Source organism: Stenotrophomonas sp. STEN014, assembly GCF_056760315.1.
In genome coordinates this window covers 196,095-222,921 of sequence record NZ_JBRREN010000003.1, presented here as the reverse complement: position 1 = coordinate 222,921, position 26,827 = coordinate 196,095, and the positions used below count along the sequence as shown (strand labels likewise).

General features: G+C 66.2%; 28 protein-coding genes. 4 read left to right on the top strand and 24 right to left on the bottom strand.

Translation table 11 applies throughout. The annotated features are described in order from the left end of the window. Positions 1-40: 40 nt before the first annotated feature. The 8 genes from atpD to ACVOMC_RS05995 form a co-directional block, all read right to left on the bottom strand. Positions 41-1,447 (bottom strand): F0F1 ATP synthase subunit beta, encoded by a 1,407-nt coding sequence (gene atpD, locus ACVOMC_RS06030; protein WP_054659458.1) that lies wholly within the window; start codon positions 1,445-1,447, stop codon positions 41-43. Between the two features lie 38 nt (positions 1,448-1,485). Further along, complete coding sequence (atpG, locus tag ACVOMC_RS06025; RefSeq protein ID WP_054659456.1) at positions 1,486-2,349, bottom strand: F0F1 ATP synthase subunit gamma; 864 nt, start codon at positions 2,347-2,349, stop codon at positions 1,486-1,488. 72 nt (positions 2,350-2,421) lie between these two features. Further along, positions 2,422-3,969: a F0F1 ATP synthase subunit alpha gene (gene atpA / locus ACVOMC_RS06020; protein WP_057506213.1), complete on the bottom strand. Its 1,548-nt coding sequence runs from the start codon at positions 3,967-3,969 to the stop codon at positions 2,422-2,424. A 45-nt stretch (positions 3,970-4,014) separates the two neighbouring features. Beyond that, on the bottom strand, positions 4,015-4,542 hold the full coding sequence (locus ACVOMC_RS06015; protein WP_054660229.1) for a F0F1 ATP synthase subunit delta: 528 nt from the start codon (positions 4,540-4,542) through the stop codon (positions 4,015-4,017). Between the two features lies 1 nt (position 4,543). Beyond that, positions 4,544-5,014, bottom strand: a complete 471-nt coding sequence (locus ACVOMC_RS06010) for a F0F1 ATP synthase subunit B (RefSeq protein ID WP_054660227.1) — start codon at positions 5,012-5,014, stop codon at positions 4,544-4,546. A gap of 112 nt (positions 5,015-5,126) precedes the next feature. Continuing rightward, positions 5,127-5,429 (bottom strand): F0F1 ATP synthase subunit C, encoded by a 303-nt coding sequence (gene atpE, locus ACVOMC_RS06005; protein WP_054660225.1) that lies wholly within the window; start codon positions 5,427-5,429, stop codon positions 5,127-5,129. Between the two features lie 73 nt (positions 5,430-5,502). Then, entirely contained in the window at positions 5,503-6,300 is a 798-nt protein-coding gene (gene atpB / locus ACVOMC_RS06000; RefSeq protein WP_054660223.1) for a F0F1 ATP synthase subunit A, read from the bottom strand. A gap of 25 nt (positions 6,301-6,325) precedes the next feature. Further along, positions 6,326-6,691: a hypothetical protein gene (locus tag ACVOMC_RS05995; protein WP_481523217.1), complete on the bottom strand. Its 366-nt coding sequence runs from the start codon at positions 6,689-6,691 to the stop codon at positions 6,326-6,328. 612 nt (positions 6,692-7,303) lie between these two features. On the opposite strand from ACVOMC_RS05995, the gene ACVOMC_RS05990 reads away from it, so the two are divergent. After that, on the top strand, positions 7,304-8,080 hold the full coding sequence (locus tag ACVOMC_RS05990) for a hypothetical protein (protein WP_481523331.1): 777 nt from the start codon (positions 7,304-7,306) through the stop codon (positions 8,078-8,080). A 534-nt stretch (positions 8,081-8,614) separates the two neighbouring features. Here the strand turns inward: ACVOMC_RS05990 and ACVOMC_RS05985 are convergent. The 5 genes from ACVOMC_RS05985 to ACVOMC_RS05965 all read right to left on the bottom strand — a co-directional run bounded on the left by ACVOMC_RS05985 (position 8,615) and on the right by ACVOMC_RS05965 (position 14,185). Then, positions 8,615-9,232 carry a DUF6624 domain-containing protein gene (locus ACVOMC_RS05985; protein ID WP_481523216.1) on the bottom strand — a complete coding sequence of 206 codons (618 nt, stop codon included), beginning with the start codon at positions 9,230-9,232 and terminating at the stop codon, positions 8,615-8,617. Then, entirely contained in the window at positions 9,232-11,394 is a 2,163-nt protein-coding gene (lpdA, locus tag ACVOMC_RS05980; RefSeq protein WP_481523215.1) for a dihydrolipoyl dehydrogenase, read from the bottom strand. The genes ACVOMC_RS05985 and lpdA overlap by 1 nt, the downstream gene beginning before the upstream one ends. 17 nt (positions 11,395-11,411) lie before the next feature. Then, entirely contained in the window at positions 11,412-12,068 is a 657-nt protein-coding gene (locus ACVOMC_RS05975; RefSeq protein ID WP_057506210.1) for a hypothetical protein, read from the bottom strand. Further along, the gene (aceF, locus tag ACVOMC_RS05970; protein WP_481523214.1) at positions 12,065-13,441 is read right to left on the bottom strand and encodes a dihydrolipoyllysine-residue acetyltransferase; all 1,377 of its coding nucleotides are present in this window, start codon (positions 13,439-13,441) and stop codon (positions 12,065-12,067) included. The genes ACVOMC_RS05975 and aceF overlap by 4 nt, the downstream gene beginning before the upstream one ends. 171 nt (positions 13,442-13,612) lie before the next feature. After that, complete coding sequence (locus ACVOMC_RS05965) at positions 13,613-14,185, bottom strand: DNA-deoxyinosine glycosylase (protein WP_481523213.1); 573 nt, start codon at positions 14,183-14,185, stop codon at positions 13,613-13,615. A 204-nt stretch (positions 14,186-14,389) separates the two neighbouring features. Between ACVOMC_RS05965 and ACVOMC_RS05960 the strand changes: the two genes are divergently transcribed. After that, entirely contained in the window at positions 14,390-15,028 is a 639-nt protein-coding gene (locus tag ACVOMC_RS05960) for an OmpW/AlkL family protein (RefSeq protein ID WP_481523212.1), read from the top strand. Here ACVOMC_RS05960 and ACVOMC_RS05955 read toward each other — a convergent pair. The 6 genes from ACVOMC_RS05955 to ACVOMC_RS05930 all read right to left on the bottom strand — a co-directional run bounded on the left by ACVOMC_RS05955 (position 14,926) and on the right by ACVOMC_RS05930 (position 20,220). Next, positions 14,926-15,885: a YiiX/YebB-like N1pC/P60 family cysteine hydrolase gene (locus tag ACVOMC_RS05955; protein WP_481523211.1), complete on the bottom strand. Its 960-nt coding sequence runs from the start codon at positions 15,883-15,885 to the stop codon at positions 14,926-14,928. The genes ACVOMC_RS05960 and ACVOMC_RS05955 overlap by 103 nt on opposite strands. A 67-nt stretch (positions 15,886-15,952) precedes the next feature. After that, entirely contained in the window at positions 15,953-16,516 is a 564-nt protein-coding gene (locus tag ACVOMC_RS05950; protein ID WP_481523210.1) for a CcdC protein domain-containing protein, read from the bottom strand. A 106-nt stretch (positions 16,517-16,622) separates the two neighbouring features. Beyond that, positions 16,623-17,417: a MetQ/NlpA family ABC transporter substrate-binding protein gene (locus ACVOMC_RS05945; RefSeq protein WP_481523209.1), complete on the bottom strand. Its 795-nt coding sequence runs from the start codon at positions 17,415-17,417 to the stop codon at positions 16,623-16,625. 85 nt (positions 17,418-17,502) lie between these two features. Beyond that, entirely contained in the window at positions 17,503-18,192 is a 690-nt protein-coding gene (locus tag ACVOMC_RS05940) for a methionine ABC transporter permease (RefSeq protein WP_481523208.1), read from the bottom strand. Beyond that, positions 18,189-19,196: a methionine ABC transporter ATP-binding protein gene (locus ACVOMC_RS05935; RefSeq protein ID WP_481523207.1), complete on the bottom strand. Its 1,008-nt coding sequence runs from the start codon at positions 19,194-19,196 to the stop codon at positions 18,189-18,191. The genes ACVOMC_RS05940 and ACVOMC_RS05935 overlap by 4 nt, the downstream gene beginning before the upstream one ends. Positions 19,197-19,323: 127 nt before the next feature. Further along, entirely contained in the window at positions 19,324-20,220 is an 897-nt protein-coding gene (locus ACVOMC_RS05930) for a DMT family transporter (RefSeq protein WP_054660302.1), read from the bottom strand. A gap of 214 nt (positions 20,221-20,434) precedes the next feature. On the opposite strand from ACVOMC_RS05930, the gene ACVOMC_RS05925 reads away from it, so the two are divergent. After that, on the top strand, positions 20,435-20,920 hold the full coding sequence (locus tag ACVOMC_RS05925) for a YajQ family cyclic di-GMP-binding protein (RefSeq protein WP_054660300.1): 486 nt from the start codon (positions 20,435-20,437) through the stop codon (positions 20,918-20,920). A 217-nt stretch (positions 20,921-21,137) separates the two neighbouring features. Next, a complete protein-coding gene (locus tag ACVOMC_RS05920; protein ID WP_481523206.1) occupies positions 21,138-21,686 on the top strand; it encodes a DUF1415 domain-containing protein in 549 nt (182 codons plus the stop codon). A gap of 85 nt (positions 21,687-21,771) precedes the next feature. Here ACVOMC_RS05920 and ACVOMC_RS05915 read toward each other — a convergent pair whose 3' ends face one another. The 5 genes from ACVOMC_RS05915 to ACVOMC_RS05895 all read right to left on the bottom strand — a co-directional run bounded on the left by ACVOMC_RS05915 (position 21,772) and on the right by ACVOMC_RS05895 (position 26,668). Then, positions 21,772-22,473, bottom strand: coding sequence for an HAD family hydrolase (locus ACVOMC_RS05915; RefSeq protein WP_481523330.1), 702 nt, complete (start codon positions 22,471-22,473; stop codon positions 21,772-21,774). Then, the gene (locus ACVOMC_RS05910) at positions 22,470-23,177 is read right to left on the bottom strand and encodes a pseudouridine synthase (protein WP_481523205.1); all 708 of its coding nucleotides are present in this window, start codon (positions 23,175-23,177) and stop codon (positions 22,470-22,472) included. The genes ACVOMC_RS05915 and ACVOMC_RS05910 overlap by 4 nt, the downstream gene beginning before the upstream one ends. Next, positions 23,174-24,235: a class I SAM-dependent methyltransferase gene (locus ACVOMC_RS05905; protein WP_481523204.1), complete on the bottom strand. Its 1,062-nt coding sequence runs from the start codon at positions 24,233-24,235 to the stop codon at positions 23,174-23,176. The genes ACVOMC_RS05910 and ACVOMC_RS05905 overlap by 4 nt, the downstream gene beginning before the upstream one ends. 60 nt (positions 24,236-24,295) lie before the next feature. Beyond that, positions 24,296-24,589, bottom strand: a complete 294-nt coding sequence (locus ACVOMC_RS05900) for a DUF3247 family protein (RefSeq protein ID WP_481523203.1) — start codon at positions 24,587-24,589, stop codon at positions 24,296-24,298. A gap of 63 nt (positions 24,590-24,652) precedes the next feature. Beyond that, positions 24,653-26,668: a hybrid sensor histidine kinase/response regulator gene (locus ACVOMC_RS05895; protein ID WP_481523202.1), complete on the bottom strand. Its 2,016-nt coding sequence runs from the start codon at positions 26,666-26,668 to the stop codon at positions 24,653-24,655. Between the last annotated feature and the right edge of the window lie 159 nt (positions 26,669-26,827).

Sequence of the window (26,827 nt, the reverse complement as noted above, 5' to 3'; positions counted from 1 at the left end):
AGGTTGCAAAGGGCGGAGCGAACTCCGCCCTACGCAGGACTTAGGCCTTTTCGGCCATCTTCTTGGCCTTCTCGACCGCTTCTTCGATACCGCCGACCATGTAGAACGCCTGCTCCGGCAGGTGATCGTATTCGCCATCCAGAATGGCCTTGAAGCCACGGATGGTGTCCTTCAGCGACACGTACTTGCCCGGCGAACCGGTGAACACTTCGGCCACGTGGAACGGCTGGCTGAAGAAGCGCTCGATCTTGCGGGCGCGCGACACGGCCTGCTTGTCTTCCTCGGACAGCTCATCCATACCCAGGATGGCGATGATGTCCTTCAGTTCCTTGTACTTCTGCAGGGTCGCCTGCACGCCGCGGGCGGTTTCGTAGTGCTCGGTGCCGATGACCTGCGGGTCGAGCTGGCGCGAGGTCGAGTCCAGCGGATCGACTGCCGGGTAGATACCCAGCGAGGCGATGTTACGCGACAGCACCACGGTGGCGTCCAGGTGGGCGAAGGTGGTGGCCGGCGACGGGTCGGTCAGGTCGTCCGCGGGCACGTACACGGCCTGGATCGAGGTGATCGAACCGGTCTTGGTCGAGGTGATGCGTTCCTGCAGGACGCCCATTTCCTCGGCCAGGGTCGGCTGGTAACCCACCGCCGACGGCATACGGCCCAGCAGCGCGGACACTTCGGTACCGGCCAGGGTGTAGCGGTAGATGTTGTCGACGAACAGCAGCACGTCCTTGCCCTTGCCGTTGGCGTCCTTCTCGTCGCGGAAGTACTCGGCCATGGTCAGGCCGGTCAGGGCCACGCGCAGACGGTTGCCCGGCGGCTCGTTCATCTGGCCGTACACCATCGCCACCTTGTCCAGGACGTTGGAATCCTTCATCTCGTGGTAGAAGTCGTTGCCCTCACGGGTACGCTCACCCACGCCGGCGAACACGGACAGACCGCTGTGCGCCTTGGCGATGTTGTTGATCAGCTCCATCATGTTGACGGTCTTGCCGACGCCGGCGCCGCCGAACAGGCCGACCTTGCCGCCCTTGGCGAACGGGCACATCAGGTCGATGACCTTGATGCCGGTTTCCAGCAGCTCGGTGGCCGAGGACTGGTCCTCGTACGACGGCGCCGCGCGATGGATTTCCCAGGTGTCCGAAGCATCGACCGGACCGGCTTCGTCGATCGGGCGACCCAGCACGTCCATGATGCGGCCCAGGGTGCCGGCGCCGACCGGCACCGAGATGGCGCGGCCGGTGTTGGTGGCGACCAGGTTGCGCTTCAGGCCGTCGGTGGAGCCCAGCGCGATGCAACGGACCACGCCGTCGCCGAGCTGCTGCTGCACTTCCAGCGTGATTTCGGTGTTGTCGACCTTCAGTGCGTCGTACACCTTCGGCACGTCGCTACGCGGGAATTCGACGTCGACGACGGCGCCGATGATCTGAACGATCTTGCCCTGACTCATTGCTGCATCCTCTAAATGTGTGCTTTGACTGCGCGCGGTCAGACCGCTGCTGCGCCGCCGACGATTTCGGAAATTTCCTGGGTGATCGCTGCCTGGCGGGCCTTGTTGTAGACCAGCTGCAGGGTTCCGATCAGCTTGTTCGCGTTGTCGCTTGCCGCCTTCATCGCCACCATGCGTGCCGCGTGCTCGGAAGCCACATTTTCCAGCACCGCCTGGTAAACCAGCGACTCGATGTAACGCGTGATCACGTGCTCAAGCACGGTCGCGGCATCGGGTTCGTACAGGTAATCCCAATCATGCGCGGCCACCTGGGTCTCGGCGGCAGGCAACGGCAGCAGCTGGTCGAACGTGGCCTTCTGCGTCATCGTGTTGATGAAGCGGTTGTAGACCAGGTACACGCGATCGACCTTGCCCTCGGTGAAGGCGTCGAGCATGACCTTGATCACGCCGATCAGCGTTTCCAGCTTGGGCTGGTCGCCGATATTGGCCACCGAGGCGGCCATGTTGACGTTGACGCGGCGGAAGAACACACCGGCCTTCTGGCCGATGGTCACCACGTCGATCTCGGCACCCTTGTCCTGCCAGTCACGCATTTCCGCGACGGTCTTGCGGAACAGGTTGTTGTTCAGGCCGCCGGCAAGGCCGCGATCGGAAGAGATCACGATGTAGCCGACACGCTTGACCTGATCACGCTCCACCAGGAACGGATGCTGGAAATCGGTGCTGGCCTGGGCCAGGTGGCCGATCACCTGCTTCATCGCCTGCGCGTACGGACGCGAGGTCTTCATCCGCTCCTGCGCCTTGCGGATCTTGGAGGCCGAGACCATTTCGAGCGCGCGCGTCACCTTGCGGGTGTTCTGCACGCTCTTGATCTTGGTTTTGATTTCGCGTCCGCCTGCCATTTCTCGCTCGCTCTGCTTACTTGGTTGGGAGGTGGCTGTCTGGCCACCTCCTGCCGGTCATCGCCTGGGCGATTACCAGCTGCCAGTGGTCTTGAACTCGGAGATGCCCTTCTTGAAAGCGGCTTCGATCTCGTCGTTCCATGCACCGGAGTCGTTGATCTTGGCGATCAGCTCACCGGCCGTGTTGGCAAAGTGCGCGTGCAGGCCGGCTTCGAACGCCAGCACCTTGTTGACCGGCACGTCGTCGAGGAAACCCTCGTTGACGGCGTAGATCGACAGGGCCTGGTCGGCGATCGACATCGGCGCGTACTGCTTCTGCTTCATCAGCTCGGTCACGCGCTGGCCGCGCTCCAGCTGCTTGCGGGTGGCTTCGTCCAGATCCGAGGCGAACTGCGCGAACGCGGCCAGCTCGCGGTACTGGGCCAGCGAGATACGGATGCCGCCGGACAGCTTCTTGATGATCTTGGTCTGGGCCGCACCACCGACGCGCGACACCGAGATACCGGCGTTCACGGCCGGACGGATACCGGCGTTGAACAGGTCGGTTTCCAGAAAGATCTGGCCGTCGGTGATCGAGATCACGTTGGTCGGCACGAACGCGGACACGTCGCCGGCCTGGGTCTCGATGATCGGCAGTGCGGTCAGCGAGCCGGTCTTGCCCTTCACTTCACCGTTGGTGAACTTCTCCACGTACTCTTCCGAGACGCGGGCTGCACGTTCCAGCAGGCGGGAGTGCAGGTAGAACACGTCACCCGGATAGGCTTCACGGCCCGGCGGGCGCTTGAGCAGCAGCGAGATCTGGCGGTAGGCCACGGCCTGCTTGGACAGATCGTCGTACACGATCAGCGCGTCCTGGCCGCGGTCCATGAAGTACTCGCCCATGGTGCAGCCGGAGTAGGCGCTGATGTACTGCATCGCGGCCGACTCGGAAGCGGTGGCGGCCACGACCACGGTGTGGGCCAGCGCGCCGTTCTCTTCCAGCTTGCGCACGATGTTGGCAACGGTCGAGGCCTTCTGGCCGATCGCCACGTACACGCACTTGATGCCGGTGCCCTTCTGGTTGATCACCGCATCGATGGCCAGCGCGGTCTTGCCGGTCTGACGGTCACCGATGACCAGCTCACGCTGGCCACGGCCGATCGGGATCATCGAGTCGACCGACTTGTAACCGGTCTGCACCGGCTGGTCGACCGACTTGCGCCAGATCACGCCCGGCGCCACGCGCTCCACCGGCGCAGTCAGCGAGGTGCCCAGCGGGCCCTTGCCGTCGATCGGCTCGCCCAGCGCGTTGACCACGCGGCCCAGCATTTCCGGACCGACCGGCACTTCCAGGATGCGGCCGGTGGTCTTGGCCACATCGCCTTCACGCAGGTGCTCGTAGTCACCCAGCACCACGGCGCCGACCGAATCGCGTTCCAGGTTCAGCGCCAGGGCGTAGGTGTTGTTCGGCAGTTCGATCATTTCGCCCTGCATCACGTCGGCCAGACCGTAGATGCGCACGATGCCGTCGGACACCGAGGTGACGGTGCCTTCGTTGCGCGATTCCGCGGACAGGGCGACCTTCTCGATGCGGTTCTTGATCAGTTCGCTGATTTCGGAGGGGTTGAGCGTGGTAGCCATCGTCAAGTCCTAGTGCCGGCAATCAAGCCGGACGTTAAATTGAATTCAGTGTGCGAGCGCGGTCTGCAGGCGCGACAGCTTGCCCTTGAGCGAGCCATCGATCACCACATCACCGGCGTCGATCACGGCGCCGCCGATCAGCGACGCATCCACCGCGGTCGAGACTTCGACTTCGCGGCCGAAGCGCTTGCGCAGCGCAGCCTTGATCTTTTCCAGCTCGTCATCAGCAAGTTCGGCCGCCGAGGTGACCGTGGCCTTGACCACATGCTCGGCTTCGGCGCGCAGCTGCTCGAACAACCCGGAGATTTCCGGCAGCTGCTGCAGACGGCGCGATTCGGCCAGCAGGTTCAGAAAACGGCCGTAGCTTTCGCCTGCCGTTTCCGGAGTCAGCAACGCCACGGCGTCACCGCGGCTCAGCTGCGGATTGGACAGCAGGGCCGACACGCGCGGATCGGCGGCAACGCGGGCGGAGAACGCAAGCGCGTCCGACCACGGCGCGAACTTGCCTTCCTCACGCGCAATCGCGAATGCGGCGCGGGCGTACGGGCGGGCAAGCGTGAGGGCCTGGCTCATCTCAGATCTCCGCAGCCAGCTCGTCGAGCAGCGCCTTGTGGGCGTTGGCATCGATTTCGCGCTTGAGCAGCTTTTCGGCGCCGGTCACGGCCAGCGCGGACACCTGCTTGCGCAGATCTTCGCGGGCACGGTTGGCGGCCGCATCGATTTCAGCCTGGGCCAGTTCTTTCTGGCGGTTGGCTTCAGCGACGGCTTCGTTCTTGGCGGCTTCAACGATCTGATTGGCGCGCAGATGGGCCTGATCGATGATCTCGTTGGCCTTGCCACGTGCGTCCTTCAACGCCTCGTTGACCTTCTCCTGCGCCTGGGCCAGATCTTTCTGGCTGCGGTCGGCAGCGGCGAGCCCTTCAGCGATCTTCTGCTGACGCTCCTCGATAGCCTTCATCAACGGCGGCCAGATCTTGGTCGCGATGATCCAGATCAGCGCGGCAAAGGCCAGGGCCTGTGCAATGAGGGTGAAATTGATATTCATGGGTTCGCTCAGTCGCTGGTGTCGGGGGTGGTTGCGCCGCCACGGCGACGCAACCGAACCTTCATCCGAAGCCGGTTGCCCAAAGGCAACCGGCCATCTCACTGCAGCTGGATCAGCCGGCCAGCTTGGCGGCTTCGGCCAGCAGCGTCGCGGCCAGCGGGTTGGCGAAGGCCAGCAGCAGGCCGACGGCGACCGAGATGATGAACGCGGCGTCGATCAGGCCGGCGGTGATGAACATGCGGACCTGCAGGACCGGGATCAGTTCCGGCTGACGGGCGGCCGATTCCAGGAACTTACCGGCCATGATGGCCAGACCCAGACCGGCGCCCAGCGCGGCGAGGCCGATCATGATGCCGACGGCAAGGGCGGTGGAGCTCTGAACTTGGGCGAGATTGGTCAGGACGGCGAAGTACATGGTTTTCTCCGGGAACTTAAGTAGCTAAGGGTAGTGAAGCGGATGAAGGTTGGAACTGGTTGAAGCTTGTAACTCAGTGACTGTCTTCCGACAGGCTCAGGTACACGATGGACAACATCATGAAGATGAAAGCCTGCAGCGGAATCACCAGCAGGTGGAACAGCATCCAGCCGAGGCCGAACGTGCCGCCGGCAATGGCACCGAACACACCGGCACCACCCAGCACCCAGATCAGCAGGAACACGATTTCCCCGCCGAACATGTTGCCGAACAGTCGCATCGCCAGAGAAATCGGCTTGCTCAGCCACTCGACGATGTTGAGGATCAGGTTGAACGGCATCATCCACTTGCCGAACGGCGCGGTCAGGAATTCCTTGATGAACCCGAGCAGCCCCTTGGACTTGAGCGAGAAGAAGATCATCAGGAAGAACACGCTGATCGACATGCCCAGGGTGGCATTGACGTCGGCGGTCGGCACCGGCTTCCAGTAGTGCACGCCAGCCCACGACAGCGGGATGGCGATGAAATCGGCCGGGATCATCTTGATGAGGTTCATCAACAGGATCCAGAAGAAGATGGTGATCGCGATCGGCGTCACCAGCTTGCTCTTGCCGTGGTAGGTGTCCTTGGCCTGGCGGTCAACGAACTCCAGGCAGATTTCCACGAAGGCCTGCCACTTGCCCGGCACACCGGCCGTGGCCTTGCGGGTCGCCATCCAGAACGCGAACACCATCACCAGGCCCATCAGGACCGCGGTGACGATGGTATCGACGTGGATCGTCCAGAAACCACCGCCTTCACCGACCGGAGCGGTCAGATTCTGCAGGTGATGCTGGATGTAGGAGGTAGGTGTTAGAGCCTCGCCCGCCATGTGTCCGGAACCTTTATGAATTCGATCAACGTCTGGCCAGAGCCAGAACCTGGAACATCAGCGCCACTGGAATCGCCGCCAGCAGTGCCAAAGGAGGAAGTTGCCACCAGAAAAAAGCCATTCCCAGCACCGCAACAATCAGCACAAGCTTCAGCACGAACCCCACGAACAGGCGGACCATTGCTGAACCGGCGGCCTGAACGCCGCCACCGAGCCCCACCCACGCAGCCAGCGCCGACCCGCCCACCACCGCCGCACCCGAGACCAGGGCGCCAAGCGCGTACTTTGGCCCCATGAAGAGGAAGGCCAGAGCCAGGACCACCACTGCGGCCAGCGGATAGACCGCAGCGCGCAACATCAGTCGCCGACCCGCATCAACGGAGTTCAGCACGTCAAAGTGTCCTGCTAGATGGTAAGGAAGAGCCGAGCCGCGCGAAGACGTCTCGTCGAGCCGTGAAAGTATAGCAGTGGGACATTTTGCGAGACAACCGCCACAGGACACCCTTATGACTATGCAAGTTGCCGCAATTTCAGGAATTTTCATTGGAACACCCCGATCGGGGTGACCCACGGGGCGGGAATGCTGCACTGCGACGCCGGGAACTTCGCGATTCGCGTCAGGTCACACCGGCAGTCCGTCGCGCATTACCTCGTCGATGTGGGCGACGGACCGGGTGAGGGGGGGGCCCCCCCCCCCCCCCGGGGCCCCCCACCCCCCCAATTTTGTGGTACCAAAACGGGGGCCCCCCCCCGCCCCCCCCCCCCCCCGGGGGGGGCCAAAACCCGGGGGCGTGGGGCGGCCGGGCGGGGGGGGGGGGCCCCCCCCCCCCCCCCCCCCCCCCCCCCCCACCGCACTTTGTGTGCATACACATCGCGTGCACCTCGCGCTCACCCGCAAGCCACGTGCGATCGGGGATAGTCAATTGCTTTCACGCAACACAGGAAAGCAATCACGATGCGCAAATTCTCCCCGCTGGCAGCGATCGCGCCGTGCGCCTTGGCAATGACCCTGTTCCACCTGCCGCTGGCGCAAGCGGCTGAGCAGGATCCACGCTTCACACTGCGCCTTGGCGCGATGAACATCGACACCGACAACACCCTCCGCGGCAGCACCGTGATCGGCGGCCAGCCGATCAACCTGTCCGAGGATTTCGGCATGGGCGGCAAGGAATGGGAACCGCGCGTGGACGGCCTGTTCCGCATCAGCGACCGCCAGCGCCTGATCTTCGACTACTTCAAGTACGACAAGAAGCGCCGCCAGACGCTGGACGAAGGCATCAGCTACGGTGACACGACAGTGCCGGCCGGCAGTTTCGTCAAGGGCGAGCTGAAGTACCAGGTTGCGACCCTGGTCTACGATTATTCGGTGGTGGACAGCGAGCAGTTCGACCTGGGCCTGCAGCTGGGCGCCGAGTACGCCAAGGTCAGTGCCGATGCCCATGCCGACCTGGGAGACCTCTACCAGGGCCGCTTCCTCAACGAGAAAGCCGATGGCATCGCACCGGTGGTCGGCGCGCGCCTGACGTTCACACCCTCGGAGCACTGGCTGATCAACCTGCAAGGCCAGTACCTCAATACGCGCTGGGGCAGCTTCGACGATTACAAGGGCGACCTCAGTCGCGCCAACGCCATCGTGCAGTACAACTTCAATCCGAATTTCGGCATCTTCGCCGGCTACGACTGGTTCAAGCTCGATGCCGACAAGCGTGGCAGCGACGGCGTGATCGGCCTGAAGCAGGAGTTCAAGGGCCCGCTGGCAGGCGTGAGCCTGTCGTTCTGATATCTCCCCCCCAGGATCTGCGCTAGTGCCGCGCTGCGCCCGGCAGGGGCGTTATCGGCAAAGCCCGACCGCCCCTGCCGGCCCTCCCTTTGCCCACGGCCAAGGGAGGGCGCGCACCCACGCCGTGCCCGGCGGGGGAGTTCACCGCAATAGCGAGCCATGCCCGGCAACGGGCTTGGACAGGAGACGGCAGCGCACCTGGCGATGCCGGCACCGCAATCCAGACGGCGCGCAGTGCGATACCCCCATGCCGGGCGGCGGATGCGGCACGGCGCCGGGATTCCATCAAAGCGTACGCATCCTGCCCTGCCCTTCCCGAATGCAGCAGGCCCGCCCCTCGACTGGAAAAGAAGAAGAAAGCTTCGAGAAGAAGCCCACTTCCTGTTGCGCCAAGCGACCTGCCTCGCTCAACGCATGCGGAGATTGTTCATCACACAACGGTAGTCATCTATCGGCATCAATCCGACTTCTGCACGCAATTCATCAAGGCGTTGCGGATTCTCCACCGGCGCCATTTCAATCGGACTATCGGCGTCAGCCTGGGTGAACTGCGAACCATAACGCTGCGGCTTTCCTTGCGCGCAACACACGGTCCACCAGCATCGCGCAGCCTAGCCCCTCGATGCCGCCGAAGTCCGGTACCGCTCCGTAGTGCTCGAGCAGCTTCGCCTGCAGGACAGGATCGGCATCTGCATGCTGGGCGAGCAACCACACCGCAGACATTCCATCGGCCCCTACTGCGGCGTCCGTCGGCAACTGGCCCGCGTCCAGCCAGGAACGCAGCACCGCGCTGTTGTGCCTATCCACCGCGGCAGCCTGATCCAGTAGCTCCTGCGTCGGCTTGCGCCCGTCGCCGAACGCCCGCTCTCGCACCTCCTGGTCCCGCTCGGCCATAACCCGCAGCAAGCGACGCCGTTCCGGATCAGTGGGCTGCACGGCGGCGAGAGCAGCGGCCTTTGCAGCGGCCTCGTTGCGCTCGCTCCATTGCCGGGCCCCCAGACACCCCAGCAACGGATCCGTCTCCGCCAGAACAGGCGTACTCATCAGCACAATTCCCACCAGCAACCACCGCTTCATGCGTTTCTTGCTCCTGAATTCGACCGGGCTGGCACAAAGAAAAAGCCCGGCGTTTGCCGGGCTCTTCGTCTGCATCACTTCTTCTTCGGAATATACAGATCGGTGATGGTGCCGTCGTAGATCTCCGCGGCCATCGCCACCGACTCGCTCAGGGTCGGATGGGCATGGATGGTGTGGCCGATGTCCTCGGCCTCGGCGCCCATCTCGATGGCCAGGCCGATTTCGGCCAGCAACTCGCCGGCATGCACGCCGACGATGGCACCACCGATCACACGATGGGTTTCCTCGTCGAAGATCAGCTTGGTGAAGCCTTCGGTACGGCCGGTACCGATGGCACGACCGCTGGCCGCCCACGGGAACTTGGCCACACCCACCTTCAGGCCCTTGGCCTTGGCCTCGGTCTCGGTGACGCCGACCCAGGCGATTTCCGGGTTGGTATAGGCCACCGACGGGATCACCCGCGCCACCCACTCCTTCTTCTCGCCGAAAGCCACTTCCGCAGCCAGCTTGCCCTCGTGCGTGGCCTTGTGGGCCAGCATCGGGTTACCCACGATGTCGCCGATGGCGAAGATGTGCGGCACGTTGGTGCGCATCTGCCGGTCGACCGGAATGAAGCCGCGGTCGGTGACTTCGACGCCCGCCTTGTCGGCATCGATCTTCCTGCCATTGGCCGAACGGCCGACCGCGACCAGCACGCGATCAAACGTGCCGCTTTCCATCGCCAGCTTCTCGCCTTCGGTGGCGGCCTCGAAGGTCACGGTGATGCCCTTCTTGTCGGCGGTCACACCCGAGGCCTTGGTCTTGAGGTGGACCTCGATGCCCTGCTTCTTCAGACGGTCGGCCAGCGGCTTGACCAGGTCCCTGTCGGCGCCCGGCATCAGTTGGTCCATGAACTCGACCACGGTCACCTTGGCGCCCAGGGCGCTGTACACGGTGGCCATTTCCAGACCGATGATGCCGCCGCCGACGACCAGCAGCGAACCCGGCACTTCGGCCAGTTCCAGCGCGTCGGTGGAGTCCATCACGCGCTTGTCGTCCCACGGGAAGTTCGGCAGCTTCACCGCCTGCGAACCGGCGGCGATGATGCATTGCTCGAAGCGCAGCAGCTGGGTCTTGCCGTCCTCGCCGGTGATTTCCAGCTCGTTGGCCGAGATGAACCTGGCCACGCCCTGCACGGTGCGCACCTTGCGCTGCTTGGCCATGCCAGCCAGGCCCTTGGTCAGCTGACCGACAACCTTTTCCTTGTAGGCACGCAGCTTGTCCAGGCTGATCTTCGGCGCGCCGTATTCGATGCCCAGTTCATTGGCGTGCGCGGCGTGATCGATGATCTCGGCCGCGTGCAGCAAGGCCTTGGAAGGAATACAGCCGACATTGAGGCAGACGCCGCCAAGGCTGGCATAGCGCTCGACCAGCACGGTATCCACGCCCAGATCGGCCGAACGGAACGCGGCGGTGTAGCCGCCGGGACCCGCGCCGAGTACCACCATCTTGCATTCCACGTCGGCCTTGCGACCGCTGGAGGGCATCGGCAGCACGCGGGCGGCCACCGCCGGGTCCGGGGCGCGGTGCGAGGGGGTCACCGGCGGCTTGCTACCCGGGGCGGCCTTCGCCGCTGCCGGGGCGGTGCCGGCAGCGCCTTCCAGCACCACCACGACGTCACCGACCGACAGCTTGTCGTCCAGCTTGACCTTGATCTCCTTGACCACGCCATCGGCCGTGGACGGCACTTCCAGCGTCGCCTTGTCCGATTCCAGCGTGACCAGGCCCTGGTCCTTCTTCACCGTGTCGCCCACGGCGACCAGGATCTCGATCACCGGCACGTTCTGGTAATCACCGATGTCCGGCACCTTGACCTCGATCGGCTCGGAGGCGGCCGGCGCAGCGGCGGCAACCGGCGCACTGACGGCGGCCGGAGCGGCGGCAGCGGCAGGCTGCGCCGCCGGTGCCGGTGCCGGTGCAGCCGCCGGGGTGGACGCCGCGGCCGGGGCTGCGCCCTCGCCTTCGGCCTCCAGAAGCACCACCACGTCGCCCTGCGACAGCCTGTCGTCGAGCTTGACCTTGATCTCCTTGACCACGCCGGCAGCCGAGGACGGCACTTCCAGCGTCGCCTTGTCCGATTCCAGCGTGACCAGGCCCTGGTCCTTCTTCACCGTGTCGCCCACGGCGACCAGGATTTCGATCACCGGCACATTGTCGTAATCGCCAATGTCCGGAACCTTGATTTCAATCGTCGCCATTGTCTTCTCCTGTGGGCTCAGCCGGCGTCGCCGCTGAACCGGTCATGCATCTTGTCGAGCGCGCGTTCGATGTCGGCGTAGCGCTTCTCGTGTTTTTTGTCTTTGCTGTGCGCCAGCTCCACCAGCAGCGCGGCCTGGTCCAGCAACGCTTCAAGCCGGCCGCAGCCGGGCCGCAGCCCGCTGTAGCGCGCGCCATTGAGGGTGAAGGACACCACCTCGCCATCGGTCACCGGCGCGCGCGGCGCCACCTCACTGGAGGCCAGTGCCGCCGCCCACACCTGCAGCAGGCGTTGCGCCAACGCATCGGGCACCGGCGCCTGGGCGAGCTCGGGCTGCTGATCCAGACGCAGATTCACGCCGGCACGGCTGCTGCCACTGTTCCAGCTGTAGATCCGCTTGTCCGCCAGCCCCGCCACCACGACCCATTGCCCGCTGCCGGGCTCGCGCCGCAACTGCACCTGTGACTCGGGGCCGCGTGCCGGCAACGACAACAGCGACAAGCCTTCTTCGGTCACGCCGCCGAGCAGCTGCGCCGCGGCGTCACCGTAGTTGGCCACCGCCGGCGGCCAGCCTTCACCCACCACTGCCGCGCACTGGCTTGCCGCCAGTACCGGGGCGGTGGTCAACGCCAGCAGCGTCGCCAGCAGCAGGCGTGCGGACGCGACTGGCTTCACAGCAACACGCGGCGCATGTCGGCCAGCACCTGCGAGAGGTACGTGGTGAAGCGTGCGGCCAGGGCGCCATCGATCACCCGGTGGTCGTAGCTCAGCGACAGCGGCAGCAGCAGCTTCGGCGCGAATTCCTTGCCATTCCAGACCGGCTGGATCGAGGACTTGGATACGCCGAGGATGGCCACTTCCGGCGCATTCACGATCGGGGTGAATGCGGTGCCACCGATGCCGCCCAGCGAGCTGATCGAGAAGCAGCCGCCGCTCATGTCGGCCGGGCCCAGCTTGCCGTCGCGCGCCTTCCTGGCCAGCTCGCCGGTTTCCTGGGCGATCTGCACCACACCCTTCTTGTCCACGTCGCGGATCACCGGCACGACCAGGCCGTTCGGCGTATCGGCGGCAAAGCCGATGTTGACGTACTTCTTCAGGGTCAGGTTCTCGCCGCTGGCATCCAGCGAGGCGTTGAACTCGGGGAATTTCTTCAGGGCCGCGGCGCTGGCCTTGATCAGGAAGGCGAGCATGGTCAGCTTGATGCCGGCCTTCTCGTTTTCCTTGTTCAGTGCCACGCGCAGGGCTTCCAGCTCGGTGATGTCGGCCTGGTCGAACTGGGTGACGTGCGGAATCATCGCCCAGTTGCGGGCCAGGTTGGCGCCGGAGATCTTCTTGATGCGCGACAGCGGCAGGGTCTCGACTTCACCGAACTTGCTGAAATCGACCTTCGGCCACGGCAGCAGGTTCAGGCCACCACCGGCAGCCACGGCGCCACCGGCGGCGGCCGGCGCCCCGCCACTGAGCGCGGCCTTGACGAACTTCTGCACGTCGCCCTTGGTGATGCGGCCGCCCTTCTCGGTGCCGCTGAGCTGGTTCAGGTCCACGCCCAGTTCACGCGCGAACACGCGCACCGCCGGGCTGGCATAGGGCACCTTGGACGGCAGCACGCCTTCGGCGTTGAACTGCACCGGCGGGCTGGTCGGCGTGCCCGCCGGCAGCGCGGCCTCCGGCGCACTCTCGCGCTGGGCCGGCTTGTCGGCGACCGGGGCCACGGCCACCGGCGCGACCTTGGTGCCGGTTTCGGCGGCGGCTTCGACCTTGGCCGGCGCGGCCGGGGCGGCGGCAGCGGCGGGCTTGGCAGCCTCTTCAGCCACTTCGATCAGCGCCACGAGCTTGCCTTCGGACAGGGTGTCACCGACCTTGACCTTGATTTCCTTGACCACGCCGGCTACCGACGAAGGCACTTCCATCGTCGCCTTGTCCGATTCCAGCGTGACCAGGCCCTGGTCCTTCTTGACGGTGTCGCCGACCGCGACCAGCACTTCGATCACCGGAATGTCGCTGTAGTCACCGATATCGGGGACAAGTGCTTCCTTGATTTCGGCCATGAAACTACTCCAGCAACAGTGAGGGAATCTCCTATTGTGGCGTCAGCGGGGCGTAGCGCCAACCGCCGTAACTGAATTCGCATGCGTATGTCCCCGGACAGCTGCACGCCATGTCAATGGCGACGCCGGGCGTGTCCGATGCGTTGCCCCATCCGTGGCTTGCCGGCTGTCTCAGCTGTCCTGCCCGGTCATGCCCGCGGGGGCTGGGTTTGCAGGGCGCGCCGGGGCAATCAACCAGGGTTGCAGCTGCTGCCAGCGCTGCAGCAGACGCGGCAGGGACCACGCCGCGTTGGCCGGACTGGTGGACGGCAACGCCAACACCGGCAGTCCAACCGCCAAAGGCGGTAAAGCCGGCTGCACCCAGCGCACGAACGCGGCATGGGCCGCCGCGCCATTGCAGGCGATGGCCTGCAGCTGCGGAAGTTGCGACAGCAGTGCCGGCAGCGGGTTGACCACTTCGCTGCCGCGCACGATGGCCGTGTCCAGGCTGCCGGCACGCTGGCATTGGCCGATCACGTCCCACACCCCCACGCCGGCGCGCTGCAGGCACTGCATGCGCCGGGCATAGCTCAGCGAGGCATCGAAGTCGCACAGCGCTGCCATCAGCGGCCAGAAGCGGTTGCGCGGATGGGCGTAGTAGCGCGCCTGCTGCAACGACGCCGCGCCGGGCATCGAGCCCAGCACCAGCACCCGGCACTGCCCGTCCACCTGCGCGGGCAGGCCCTGCAACACGGTGGTTGCCATCACATGCACCACAACATCGTGAATGACGCTCGGCGGGAAGGCACGGTTTGCATGGGGTTTGCGCTGGGTTTGATGAACATCGATGCGGACGCCGGATGTCGCGTACGAAGGGATTCATCTTGCCATGGCTAGGGTTCTACCGGCCCCGCGGAAAGGGGCCTGGCAACACCGCAATCCCGAACCAGAAAGTACGAGGAGTCCGCTATGCGTTCCATCAAGATGCTCAGCCTTGCCACCTTCGGCGCACTGGCGCTGTCGGCCCCCGCATTCGCGCAGGACGCGACCAGCGACACCGCTTCCGGCAAACATTTCGCCGTGGTTGGCGGCATCAGCCTGCTGCAGCCGAAGAACGATCCGGCCGATGGCATCGACAAGGTCGATGGCGGCCCGGCCCCGACCCTGAGCGCCAGCTACTACTTCAATGACAACTTCGCCGTCGAGCTGTGGGGCGCGGCCGACAAGTTCAATCATCGCGTCCGCGCCGACGGCCTGGGCAAGGTCGGCAGCGTGGAGCAGCAGCCACTGGCGCTGAGCGCGCAGTACCACTTCGGCGCGGCCGACAACACATTCCGGCCGTTCGCCGGCCTGGGCTACTACGAATCGAACTTCAGCAACGAGAAGATCGATGGCCTGAGCGGCACCGGCAACCACGTCGGCATCGAAACCGCCAAGGGCGCGATCGGCACCGTGGGCGTGGACATGAACATCAATTCGACCTGGTTCGCGCGCGCCGACGCCCGCTACATGCATGCCCGCCCGGATCTGCGCGTGGCCGGCCAGAATGCCGGCGAGCTGAAGCTGGACCCGTGGACCATCGGCATCGGCCTCGGCGCCCGTTTCTGATCGCCATCGATAGCGGTTGAGAAAGGCACGGGCCGTTCGCGGTCCGTGCCTTCGTGTATCGGCACTCCGCCGCCCGGGCGGGGCCGGGCTTCATCACTCCACTGCAGCGCGCGGTAGTCGAAGCCGGCCTGCAGCCGCGGCTTGACCACCTCGAAGAACGGTGACACGTCGAAATCGCGTGGCGTGTAAAGGCTGTAGTTGCGGATGTGCAGGATCTCCTGGCGCTGTTCATGGCCACCGGCGCAGCCCAGTACCGACTCGATTTCGGGCAGGATCGGATAGCGGATCGACTCGAACGCCTGTGCCAGCAGGGTCGAACAGATCGCCTTGGTCGGCTCGCCGCTGCCCAGCGCGATCAGCCGCCGCCGCAGGTGTGCAGGCACCGGCGGCTGGCGGATCAGGTAGCGGGCCAGATCGAACACGTTCTTCAGGTCGTAGCTGTAGCCCAGCCGCGCACGCAGGAAGCCGACCAGCTGGTCCACCACCGCCGGCGCCAGTCCGTGCGGCCGGCAGATGCGGGTGTGCTGGCGGGCGAACTCGCTGAGTGGAATGCGGCGCACGCCCTGCTCCACGTCCACGTCCACGTCCACGTCCACGTCGATCAGCATCGGCTGCGGGCGCGCGCCTTCGACCAGCGGCTCCTCGCCGATGTACAGCGCCGCATGCGACCAGGTGGACTGGGTCAGGAACTTGATCGCCGTGGCGAAGCGGCTGTTGCCCTCCACCAGCAACACATCGCCGCGCTGCAGGGTGCGCGCCAGCAGCGCCGGATCACTGGTCGAAGGCCGGGTCTGGTGACGCCGCGGTTGCGCGAGAAAGTGCGCCATCCGGCGCCCCAGCAGATGCAGCAGGCCCATCGACGATCTCCGTGTAACGTGGCGCCAGCCTAGCGATGCCGCTGGCGGACCGCCACCGGGCGGACGCTCAGCGCGGGCTGCGGTCAAATCCCCGGTAACGCAGGTGATGGCGCACCTTGCGCCGCAGCAGCGCTGCATACATCAAGGCGTAGCCCAGCAGCACCGCCGCCATCGCCAGCAGTCCGGCATGACTGAGCCAGCCGGACGCCGGCCAGGGCACGCCATTGACCGAGGCCTGCCAGCCCTGCACCAGCCCGGCCACCAGCCGCACTGCGATCATCAACGTCAACAGCGCCACCAGCCAAGTACTGGGGGTATAGAACAGTGCCTGCGGGCCGCTTTCAAAGCGGGTCAGGCCATGCCCCAGCACACCGAGCAGCACACCGGCCAGCCAGCCGATAACGGCGTACAGCCACGCAGCGGGCCACCATGCGCTGGCGATCGTGGCAAACAGCGCGAACCCGAGCGTGGAGGCCAGCGTGGCCCAGAAATTGAGCGTGACCAGCCACGGCCATGCCTGCCGGCGGGCGCCACCGCTGCGAACGCGCTGCCACAGCGACAGCGGCAGCAGCAACAACACGATCGCCACGAACACCAGTACGCCCAGGGGCAACGCGATCAGCAACGGCATGGTCGATGATTCCGCTCAGTGCCCGCCCGCGATCAACACGGACGTGCAGGGTGGGAACACAGCAGGTCGCCGCCGCGCAGTGCGTGCGCGGCAGCATGGACACGGCTCAGAACGCCGGCAGTACCGCGCCTTTGTACTTCTGCTCGATGAAAGCCTTCACTTCCGGACTGTTCAAGGCCCGGGCCAGCTTCTGCACACGGGCATCGTCCTTGTTGTCCGAACGGGCGACCAGGAAATTCACGTACGGCGAATCGCTGCTCTCGATGGCCAGTGCATCCTTGGTCGGATTCAACCCGGCATCGAGTGCGTAGTTGGTGTTGATCAGGGCCAGATCGACCTGGTCGAGCACACGCGGCAGCATCGCCGAATCCAGCTCGCGGAACTTCAGCTGCTTGGGGTTGGCGACGATATCGCGCTGGGTGGACAGCGCGTTGCTTGGATCCTTGAGCTTGATCACGCCGGCGGTGTCCAGCAGGATCAGCGCGCGGCTGTTGTTGCTGGGGTCATTGGGAATGACCACATCGGCCCCGTTGGGCAGCGCGTCCAGCGAGGTAACGCGGCGCGAATAGGCGCCGAACGGCTCGATATGCACGCCGGTGACGGTGACCAGATCGGTCTTGCGGTCCCGGTTGTAGGCGTCCAGGTAGGGCTCGGTCTGGAAGTAGTTGGCATCGACCTGTTTCTGCACCAGCTGGTCGTTGGGCTGCACGTAATCGTTGAACACGCGCACGTCCAGCGTGACGCCCTGCTTTTCCAGGATCGGCTTGACCACCTGCAGGATCTCGGCATGCGGCACGGCGGTGGCGGCGACCACCAGCCTGGAATCATCGGCGGCGGGCTTGCCGCAGGCGGCCAGGGCCAGAACGGCGGTGATCAGCGGAAGGACAAGCAGCTTTTTCATGGGGGATGGGTTCCTGGAAAAACGGAAACGGCGAGCGCCCCACCCTAGCAGGCGGCGACGACGCCATTGTCGATGGATCAGCCGGTCACTTGCGGCTGTAGTGCGTGACCAGACGGTCGCCCAGCATCTGCAGGACCTGCACCAGCACCAGCAGCAGCACCACGGTGACCAGGGCCACGTCGGTGTGCGAGCGCTGGTAGCCGTCGCGGAAGGCCAGATCGCCCAGACCGCCGGAACCGATCGCGCCGCCCATCGCGGTGAAGCCGATCAGCGCGATGGTGGTGACCGTGGCGCCGGCGATCAGGCCCGGCCGCGCTTCGGGCAGCAGCACCTTGAACACCAGTTGCGCGGTGGTCGCGCCCATCGCCTGGCTGGCTTCGATCACGCCCCGGTCCACTTCGCGCAGTGCGGTTTCCACCAGTCGCGCATAGAACGGCGCGGCGCCCACCACCAGCGGCAGGATCGCCCCGCGTACGCCCAGCGAGGTGCCCATCAGACCAAGCGTGACCGGGATCAGCACGATCATCAGGATGATGAACGGTACCGAGCGCAGCAGGTTCACCAGCAGTGCCAGCACTCCGTACACCACCGGCTTGCGATGCAGCTGCGGCGAGCCGGTCAGGAACAGCAGCACGCCCAGCGGCAGGCCAATCGCCAGGGTCAGCGGCAGCGAGCCGGCCAGCATCAGCAGGGTGTCGATCGTGGCCTGGCCGATGTCGGCCCATTTGCCGGCATCCAGGTGGCGGAAGAAACCGTCCGCGGTGGCGATGATCATCGGCGCAGCTCCTCCACATGCACGCCCGCGGCAACGAATGCGGCCTGCGCGGCGTCCTCGTCACCGCCCACCAGCGCAACGGTGAGCTGGCCGTAGGGGGTGTCCTTGATCCGGTCGATACGCCCGGACAGGATGTTGTAGTCCACCCCGGTCTCGCGGGCGATGCGCCCGAGCAGGGGTTCGTAGGTGTCCTGGCCCAGGAAGGTCAGGCGCATGATGCGGCCGCCCACCGCGGCGAAGTCGCGCAGCTGCTCGCCCTCATCCACATGCTCGGACTCGGAGACGAACCGGCGCGTGGTCGGATGCTGGGGATGCAGGAACACCTCGGTCACCGGGCCCAGTTCGACCAGATGCCCGGCATCGAGCACGGCCACGCGGTCGCAGACCCGGCGGATCACGTCCATCTCGTGGGTGATCAACACGATGGTCAGGCCCAGCTCGCGGTTGATCTTGCCCAGCAGCGCCAGCACCGAGGCCGTGGTCTGCGGGTCCAGCGCACTGGTGGCCTCGTCGCACAGCAGGATCTGCGGGCGGGTGGCCAGCGCGCGGGCGATGCCGACGCGCTGCTTCTGCCCGCCGGACAGCTGCGCCGGGTACTTGGCCGCGTGCGCCTCCAGCCCGACGGTGCGCAGCAGCTCGGCCACGCGCGCGTCGATCTCGGCCCGCGGCATGCCCGCCAGTTCCAGCGGAAAGGCGACATTGGCGGCCACGGTACGCGCCGACAGCAGGTTGAAATGCTGGAAGATCATGCCGATGCGGCGGCGCAGCGCGCGCAGGCCGTCGGCGTCCAGGGCGGTGGCGTCCTGGCCGTCGATCAGCACGCGGCCGCCACTGGGTTCCTCCAGCCGGTTGATCAGGCGGATCAGGGTCGACTTGCCGGCACCGGAGTGGCCGATGATGCCGAACACTTCGCCGGCGTGGATCTGCAGGTCGAGCGGATGCAGCGCGGTGATCGCGCGGCCTTCCACCACATAGGATTTGTGCAGGTTCTGGAACTCGATCACTGCCAGGGCAACCGGGGGAGGACGGAACGGGCGTGCAGCCTAGCAGCGCCACGGCTGCGGCGCGCGTGCTGACACCGGGAATCTTATTCCTTTTGGTTCTAAGCGACCGCCCCCGCCCCTCCCTGGCTCAGGGATGGTCCATCGGCGCGGTCCGCCGGGCCTGCTGCACGCGTTCCCGATGCAGCAGGTACAGGCCACTGGCGACGATGATCGCCCCCCCCAGCCAGGTCCAGCGGTCCGGCAGCACGCCCCACAGCAGCAGATCCAGGCCGATCACCCAGACCAGACCGGTGTATTCCAGCGGCGCGATCAGCGAGGCCTGGCCCAGCTGGAACGCGCGGGTCAGCGCGATCTGCCCCAGCGCGCCGGCCAGGCCCATGCCGGCGATCAGCGCCGCGTGCTTCCACTGCAGCGGTTGCCACTGCGGCCAGGCCAGCAATCCGGCACCAACGGCCATGATCAGCAAAAACCACACCACCATGGATTGCGACGTATCGGTACGGGTCAGCAGGCTCACCGTCACCGAGGCGATGGCGTAGGCCAGCGCCGCCACCAGCACCATCAGCCCCGGCAGCGAGATGATGCCCTCCACCCCCGGGCGCAGCACCACCAGCACGCCGACCAGGCCGATGCCGATCGCCACCCAGCGCCGTGGCCCGACATGCTCACCGAGCAGCGGCACCGACAGCGCCGCCACCAGCAGCGGCGAGACGAAATAGAGGGTGTAGGCGGTGGACAGCGGCAGCGTGCGCAGCGCATAGACGAAACAGCCGATCATCACCATGCCCAGCACACCGCGCAGCAGGTGCAGGCCCCAGCGCACCGGGATGATCGAGCGCGGCCCGGCGGTGGCCAGCACCCACACCAGCACGAACGGCAATGACGCGGCACCGCGCAACATGGTGACCTGCAAGGTGGGATAGCTGGCCGACAGCATCTTCATGCCGGCATCCATCAACGAAAAGAAGGCGACAGCCGCCAGCATCCAGAGGATGGCGTGCGCAGGGGATTTGGTGGAAGGCATGGCGCGATTATCGGTCCTGCGCCTACCGCGGCGCACCCCCATTCAGTGCACTGTGTTCAGCCCGCATCCGGGCGGCCGCCGCGCCACCGCCACCGATCAGCCGCGTGCCCGGGGGTGTGCAATCAGCCGCAGGCACCGTGGTCCGGCACGCGCCACCGGGCCGGCATCGATCGCCTAGAATGGAGACCGTTTTCATTGATGGGAGCAGGCCTTCATGCCTTCCTTTGACGTCGTCTCCGAAGTTGACAAGCACGAGCTGACCAACGCCATCGACCAGGCCAACCGCGAGCTGTCCACCCGCTTCGATTTCAAGGGTGTGGACGCCAAGTACGTGCTGGAAGACGAGAAGCTGATCAAGCTGACCGCGCCCACCGATTTCCAGCTCAAGCAGATGGGCGACATCCTCAAACAGCGCCTGGGTGCCCGCAGCATCGATTTCCGCTGCATGGAATTCGGCGACATCGAGACCAATCTGGGCGGCGCGCGCCAGCAGGTCACGGTCAAGCAGGGTATCGAGCAGAAGCTGGCCAAGCAGATCGCCGCCAGGATCAAGGAGTCCAAGATCAAGGTCGATACCCAGATCAACGGCGACAAGCTGCGCGTCAATGGCAAAAAGCGCGATGACCTGCAGGAAGTGATGGCGCTGCTGAAGAAGGGCGACTTCGAACAGCCGCTGCAATTCGAGAACTTCCGCGACTGAGCCACGCGGCTGCAGCAGGCACATGCGCTGCTGCGGCCTGTTCCGGCGTGGGGCCGGCCCCATCGCCGAAGTCCGGTCCGCGGAAATCCTTGCCGTACGCCGGGTGCCCATCCCTGCACGGCGTGTCATGCGCACCGGCACGGTCCAGCGAGGCGCCGCCGCAGCAGGCGTCCAGGGCCACTACAATCACCTGCCCCCGTCCGCCTGCGTAGCCGCCATGAACGAAACCTCCATCGATCCCATCGCCCTGACCCGCCGCTGGGTGGAGAAGGCGGTGATCGGCCTGAACCTGTGCCCGTTCGCCAAGGCGGTCTATGTCAAGGACCAGGTGCGCTTCGTGCTCAGCGATGCCTCCACGCCCGAGGCGCTGCTGGAAGAGCTGGCCGAAGAGCTGGTGCTGTTGCGCGACACGCCGGCCGAGCAGATCGACACCACGCTGATCGTGCATCCGGACGTGCTGACCGATTTCCTGGACTACAACGATTTCCTCGACAACGCCGATGCGGCGGTCGAGGCGCTGGATCTGCAGGGCATCCTGCAGGTGGCCAGCTTCCATCCCCAGTACCAGTTCGCCGGCGTGGCGGCCGATGACGCCAGCAATTACACCAACCGTTCGCCCTACCCGACCCTGCACCTGCTGCGCGAAGACAGCGTGGAACGGGCGGTGGCCGCGTTTCCCGACCCGGAGGTGATTGTCGAACGCAATATCGCCACGCTCGACAGGCTCGGCGTGGACGGCTGGAACACGCTGCTCGCCGGGGACTGAGCGGCGGTTCCAGGCGCGGACGGTGGTTGAAACGGCGCGGGCCGGAAACGGTCGCGCCGCCGCTGTCGGGGTGGCGCCTGCCGCGTCACTCAGCCTGCAGCACCGGCGCGGCCCCCAGCCACGGCAGCAGCTGCTGCCGCACTTCATGCAGCGAGCCGACGATGCGATGCCCCAGCGCCCGCACCTGCTCATCCGGTGCCAGCAGATCCGGCACCTGCACGGTGGTCATGCCGGCCGCGAGCGCGGCGCGCACGCCGGTCGGCGAATCCTCCAGCGCCAGGCAATGGGCCGGATCAACCCCCAGTCTGTGCGCCGCCAGCAGGTAGATGTCCGGCGCCGGTTTGGAGTGGGCCACCTCGGAACTGGTGGCCACGGCATCGAAATAACGCAGCAGCCCGGCCGCTTCGAGTTTGCGCGAGGCCAGCGGCTGGCGCGTGGCGGTGGCCACCGCGCGCGGCAGCTGGTGTTCGACCAGCAGCTCGAGCAGTTCGATGATGCCTGGCCGGTGCGGCACCCCGGCCTCGACGATGCCGTCGTAGCGCGCGTAGGAGGCGGCCAGCAGTGCATCAGTGCGCTCCAGCCCCAGGACCTCGCCCAGGCGCTGGCGCGAGGCCGCATCGGAGGAGCCGATCAGCGACAGCAGCAGACTGCGCGGCACCTCGTACCCGTGCGCGCGCGCGGTGTGCTGCAGACAGCCCAGCAGCGCGCGCTCGCTGTCCAGCATCAGGCCGTCCATGTCGAAGATCACCGCATGCGGGCGCGCGGACAGTGCGGCCGGATGCATCAGCCGTGATTCCCGAACAACCGCGCCAGATCGGCCGCATCCAGCTGCCGCCACTGCCCTTCGTCCAGACCGTCCAGGCCCAGACCGCCGACGCGGCTGCGATGCAGCGACTGCACATGGTTGCCGACCGCGGCGAACATGCGCCGCACCTGGTGGTAGCGGCCTTCGTGCAGGGTCAGCCGGGCGTGGCGCGGCCCCAGCACCTCCAGCTCGGCCGGCAGCAGCGGCTTGTCGTCCGATTCCAGCAGCAGCTCGCCACTGGCAAAGCGTGCCCCCTCGTCGCCGCGGAGGTCCTGCGCCAGCTGCGCTTCGTAGACCTTGTCCAGCTTCGACTTGGGCGACACGATCCGGTGCAGCAGCGCACCGTCATCGGTCATCAGCAGCAGTCCGCTGGTCTCGCGGTCCAGCCGCCCCACCGGCGAGAGCAGCGGCGAGCGGTCGCGGAAACGGTACGGCAGCAGGTCATAGACCAGCCGGCCGATGTCCTTGGTCGAACAGGTATAGCCGGCCGGCTTGTGCAACGCGATGGTCAACCCCGGCGGCGGATCCAGCGGTTCGCCATCCACACGGATGCGGTCGTGTTCAACCTTGTCGTCGGCATACAGCACCTCGCCGTCGGCGTCGGTGATGCGGCCTTCGCGGAACATGCCCTGCACCTGCTTGCGGCTGCCGTAGCCGAGGTTGGCGATGTGCTTGACCAGCTTCATGCGCGGCCTCCACGGGTGCCGACGATGACCTTGAACCCGTCGCGTTCGGCGGCCACATGCACTTTGCCGAAACTGTCATTGAGGATCTGCTCGTACGGCAGGTGCCGGTTGGCAACCATGAACAGCTTGCCGCCCGGGCGCAGCGCCTGCGCGGCCACGGCGATGAAGCGCTGGCCGATGTCCGGCCGGTCCTCGCGCGCCGGAGTATGGAACGGCGGGTTGGAAACGACGAAGTCGTAGCGGCCCTCGATGCCGGCGGTCACATCATGCCAGCGGAACCCCAGCTTGGCGCGCTCGCCGGCGGCAGCCAGATTGGTCCGCGCCAGCGCCAGCGCGCGCGCCTCGGCCTCGTACAGATCCAGCGCGCTCACCTTCGGGCAGTGCGCCAGCACCTCAGCCGACAGGTAACCCCAGCCGGCGCCCAGATCGGCGCCGTGACCGGCCAGATCCGCCGGCAGCTGCTCCACCAGCAGCGCCGAGGCCGGATCGATCCGGTCCCAGGCGAATACGCCCGGACGGCTTTGGAAGCGGCCATCGACAATGGTGCGCGGTGCATCCAGCGCCGCCCAGCGCTTGCGCAGCGCCTCGTCGTGACTGCCGTCGGCCGGCGCGGTCCAGTAGGTACGGCAGTGGCTCTTGGTCAGCTTGCCGCCGAGTCCGGCCAGCTGCTGCAGGTCGCTTTCACCCGAGCGGGCGCCTTCGTTGTTGGACTGGCAGGCCACCACGATGCCACCGGGGGCGAGCAGGGCCACCGCGCGGGCAAACAGTGCGCGGGCCTCGTCACGCTGCCGCGGCGGCAATACCAGCACCGCCGCATAGCGGGTGGCATCGCCCTGTACCTGGGCCTCGTCACGTACCTGCCAGCCACTGCGCTCCAGCGCCGCGGCAAACGGGCGGAAGCTCTGTTCGCAGACCAGCTGGTCACTGGCGGCATGTTCACGCAACGGCCAACCGTCGCGCGCACGCAGGAACAGGACCGGCCCCTGCGGCCAACGCAGGTTACCCGCGGCAAACGGAAGAAAGAGGGTTTCCAGAGGAGCGTCGTGCTGGGCAGCCATTGCGAACCGGCAAAAAGAACAGGGCCGCCCATTCTAGCCGTCCGCCCCGCAACCGGCCCTTCAGGCGCTTTCGCCGGGCATCCGCCGTACCTCGCGGATGCTGTCCAGCCACACCACATGCTGCTGCGAGAAGCGCCCCAGGTCATCCAGCCGCACGGTGGCGTTCACGCCCGGCTGGTCGTTGTGATCGACAAAGTGCTGCAGCGCCGGCCGCGTGGTCACCGTGCCCGCCACTTGGATGCCGTCCTGCAACACCAGAACGACCCGGGTGCGGTCGCCCAGTTCACCCAGCAGTGTTTCCAGCAGGGCGATCCGCATCGGGTCGGAATAGACGTGGGGCGCGTAGAGAGCCATGGCAGCGTCCTCGGTGATGGGGATCACACTACCCACAGCTCATGTGAAATCCGCGCAAAGCTTTCAGTGGCGTGGTCTGGCGTCGCGGATCGCCCCGACCAGCTGGGCCAGACTGTACGGCTTGGCCACATGCGCCTGGAAACCGGCCGCGAACGCACGGCGGCGGTCATCCTCCCGCGCCAGCGCGGTGACCGCCACCGCCGGCAGTTCACGGCCTGAGACGCCCATCGTCTCGCGCAGCGTGCGCACCAGACCGTAGCCATCCATACCCGGCATGCCGATGTCGCTGAGCAGCAGATCGAAGGCGGTGTGCCCACGCCGGTCCAGCAGCTCCAGCGCCTCGGCCGCGGAACTGGCGGTGATCACCGACGCCCCCTGCTCTTCCAGCACCCGGTGGATATTGGCCAGCACATCCGGCTGATCCTCCACCGCCAGCAGCCGCATTCCCTGCAGCGGCAGCTGCGCGATCACGTCCTCGCCGATCGGCCCACGCTGCACCCTGCGACGTGGCCGATGGCTGGCGTCGGCGCGGTGTGCGGGCAGCCGCACCCGGAATACCGCGCCCTGGCCGGCCCCGCCGCTGGCCGCCGAAACGCTGCCGCCATGCAGTTCGGTCAGCTGCTGGACGATGGCCAGCCCCAATCCCAGCCCGCCATGGCGACGGGTGGTCGTGCCATCGGCCTGACGGAAGCGGCCGAACAGGTGCTCCAGAAACTCCGGGGCGATGCCGTCCCCGTTGTCGCGCACCTCGACCACGAAGTGTCCCGGTGCCTGCAGCACCGCCACTTCCACCCGCCCCTCCACCGGGGTGAACTTGATCGCGTTGGACAGCAGGTTCCACAGCACCTGCTGCAACCGGGTGGCGTCGCCCAGCACCGGACAGCGCATCTTGGGCACCTTCACCAGCAGCGTCTGCGCCTTGCCCTCGGCCACCAGCGCCTGCGCCTGGACCGCTTCACGCACCTGCGCGGCCAGATCCAGCACCTCCACCTCCAGCTGCACCTTGCCCAGCAGCATGCTGCTCAGGTCGAGCATGTCCGACATCAGACTCTTCTGCGCCAGCGCACTGCTGGCGATCACCTCCAGGCCACGGCGCATCGGATGCTCGGCCGGCATGCGCTGCAGCAGCAGCTCGCTCCAGCCCAGGATCGTGGTCAGGGGCGTGCGCAGCTCGTGCGACAGCGTGGCCAGGAATTCATCCTTCAGCCGCGTGGTGCTTTCAGCGGCGTTGCGGGCGGTGCGCTCGGCCGCCAGCAGCTCCTCGCGCGCCCTATCGATTTCACGCCGCTCGGTGATATCCGGACTGTTGCCGGCCAGGCCGATGAAGCGCCCGTCCGGGGAAAAGCGCGGCACCGCGTTCATCTCCAGCCAGCGCCATTGCCCGTCATGGCGCTGCACGCGTACGTTCAGGTGCAAGGCACGCTCTTCGGCCAGCGCGGTGCGCAGTTCGTATTCAAATGGCGCCAGCTCGTCCGGATGCAGCAGCCCCTGCCACCAGCGCGCGCCAAAAACGTGGTTGCTGGCGGTACCGAAAAACGTGGAGAAGGCGTTGTTGATGAAGCGCAGCTGGCCCAGGTCATCCACCACCCACACCGGCATCGGCAGGCCGTCGGCCAGTGCGCTGAAGCGCGCCTCGCTCTCGGCCAGCTCGGTTTCAACCTGCCTGCGCCGGGAAATATCGAAAAACAGCACGCCAAGCCGGCGCTGCCCTTCGGCGCCCAGCCGCACCGCTTCCACCGAATACCAGCGTCCCAGCGCGGGCACCTCGCGCTCGAACTGCACCGTCACGCCCTCTTCGACCACACGACCGAACACGCGGAACCAGTAGTCCTCCAGGCTGGGGACCAGCTCGCGGGCGCGCCGACCGGTGACCTGGTGCAAGCCGGTGATGCGCTCGAACGCGGCATTCACCCGACGATAGATGAAGTCCACCGGCACCCCGTCGCTGAATACCATCTCGACCACGCAGAAACCCGTGCCTACCGCTTCGATCAACTCCTGATAGAGCAGGGAGTTTTCCAGGTCCGCATCGGCAACGGGCACCAGCGGAAGACGTGGCGGATTCGGAGAAGGGAGCATGTCACCGGCGGCGGAAGGACAGACGGAGCAAACGGGAGCAGCGCCAGTCTGGGCACCGGCCTATCGACACAACGTGATGATGAATCCCGCGCAACTTCCGCGCGTGCGCGCCACGACCAGCATTGTTCCGCGCCCAGGCAGGCCCCACACTCCAGACAC

Bases quoted from the DNA above. Each gene is read 5' to 3' on its own strand.
- atpE (WP_054660225.1), bottom strand. From the start codon at position 5,429: ATGTACTTCGCCGTCCTGACCAATCTCGCCCAAGTTCAGAGCTCCACC.
- ACVOMC_RS05990 (WP_481523331.1), top strand. From the start codon at position 7,304: ATGACCCTGTTCCACCTGCCGCTGGCGCAAGCGGCTGAGCAGGATCCA.
- atpA (WP_057506213.1), bottom strand. From the start codon at position 3,969: ATGGCTACCACGCTCAACCCCTCCGAAATCAGCGAACTGATCAAGAAC.
- ACVOMC_RS05895 (WP_481523202.1), bottom strand. From the start codon at position 26,668: ATGCTCCCTTCTCCGAATCCGCCACGTCTTCCGCTGGTGCCCGTTGCC.
- ACVOMC_RS05940 (WP_481523208.1), bottom strand. From the start codon at position 18,192: ATGATCATCGCCACCGCGGACGGTTTCTTCCGCCACCTGGATGCCGGC.
- ACVOMC_RS05900 (WP_481523203.1), bottom strand. From the start codon at position 24,589: ATGGCTCTCTACGCGCCCCACGTCTATTCCGACCCGATGCGGATCGCC.
- atpD (WP_054659458.1), bottom strand. From the start codon at position 1,447: ATGAGTCAGGGCAAGATCGTTCAGATCATCGGCGCCGTCGTCGACGTC.
- ACVOMC_RS05950 (WP_481523210.1), bottom strand. From the start codon at position 16,516: ATGCCGTTGCTGATCGCGTTGCCCCTGGGCGTACTGGTGTTCGTGGCG.
- ACVOMC_RS05955 (WP_481523211.1), bottom strand. From the start codon at position 15,885: ATGGGCCTGCTGCATCTGCTGGGGCGCCGGATGGCGCACTTTCTCGCG.
- ACVOMC_RS05925 (WP_054660300.1), top strand. From the start codon at position 20,435: ATGCCTTCCTTTGACGTCGTCTCCGAAGTTGACAAGCACGAGCTGACC.
- ACVOMC_RS05910 (WP_481523205.1), bottom strand. From the start codon at position 23,177: ATGAAGCTGGTCAAGCACATCGCCAACCTCGGCTACGGCAGCCGCAAG.
- ACVOMC_RS05960 (WP_481523212.1), top strand. From the start codon at position 14,390: ATGCGTTCCATCAAGATGCTCAGCCTTGCCACCTTCGGCGCACTGGCG.
- ACVOMC_RS05945 (WP_481523209.1), bottom strand. From the start codon at position 17,417: ATGAAAAAGCTGCTTGTCCTTCCGCTGATCACCGCCGTTCTGGCCCTG.
- ACVOMC_RS06015 (WP_054660229.1), bottom strand. From the start codon at position 4,542: ATGAGCCAGGCCCTCACGCTTGCCCGCCCGTACGCCCGCGCCGCATTC.
- ACVOMC_RS05930 (WP_054660302.1), bottom strand. From the start codon at position 20,220: ATGCCTTCCACCAAATCCCCTGCGCACGCCATCCTCTGGATGCTGGCG.
- ACVOMC_RS06010 (WP_054660227.1), bottom strand. From the start codon at position 5,014: ATGAATATCAATTTCACCCTCATTGCACAGGCCCTGGCCTTTGCCGCG.
- ACVOMC_RS05965 (WP_481523213.1), bottom strand. From the start codon at position 14,185: ATGGCAACCACCGTGTTGCAGGGCCTGCCCGCGCAGGTGGACGGGCAG.
- aceF (WP_481523214.1), bottom strand. From the start codon at position 13,441: ATGGCCGAAATCAAGGAAGCACTTGTCCCCGATATCGGTGACTACAGC.
- ACVOMC_RS05920 (WP_481523206.1), top strand. From the start codon at position 21,138: ATGAACGAAACCTCCATCGATCCCATCGCCCTGACCCGCCGCTGGGTG.
- ACVOMC_RS05985 (WP_481523216.1), bottom strand. From the start codon at position 9,232: ATGCAGACGAAGAGCCCGGCAAACGCCGGGCTTTTTCTTTGTGCCAGC.
- ACVOMC_RS05905 (WP_481523204.1), bottom strand. From the start codon at position 24,235: ATGGCTGCCCAGCACGACGCTCCTCTGGAAACCCTCTTTCTTCCGTTT.
- atpG (WP_054659456.1), bottom strand. From the start codon at position 2,349: ATGGCAGGCGGACGCGAAATCAAAACCAAGATCAAGAGCGTGCAGAAC.
- lpdA (WP_481523215.1), bottom strand. From the start codon at position 11,394: ATGGCGACGATTGAAATCAAGGTTCCGGACATTGGCGATTACGACAAT.
- atpB (WP_054660223.1), bottom strand. From the start codon at position 6,300: ATGGCGGGCGAGGCTCTAACACCTACCTCCTACATCCAGCATCACCTG.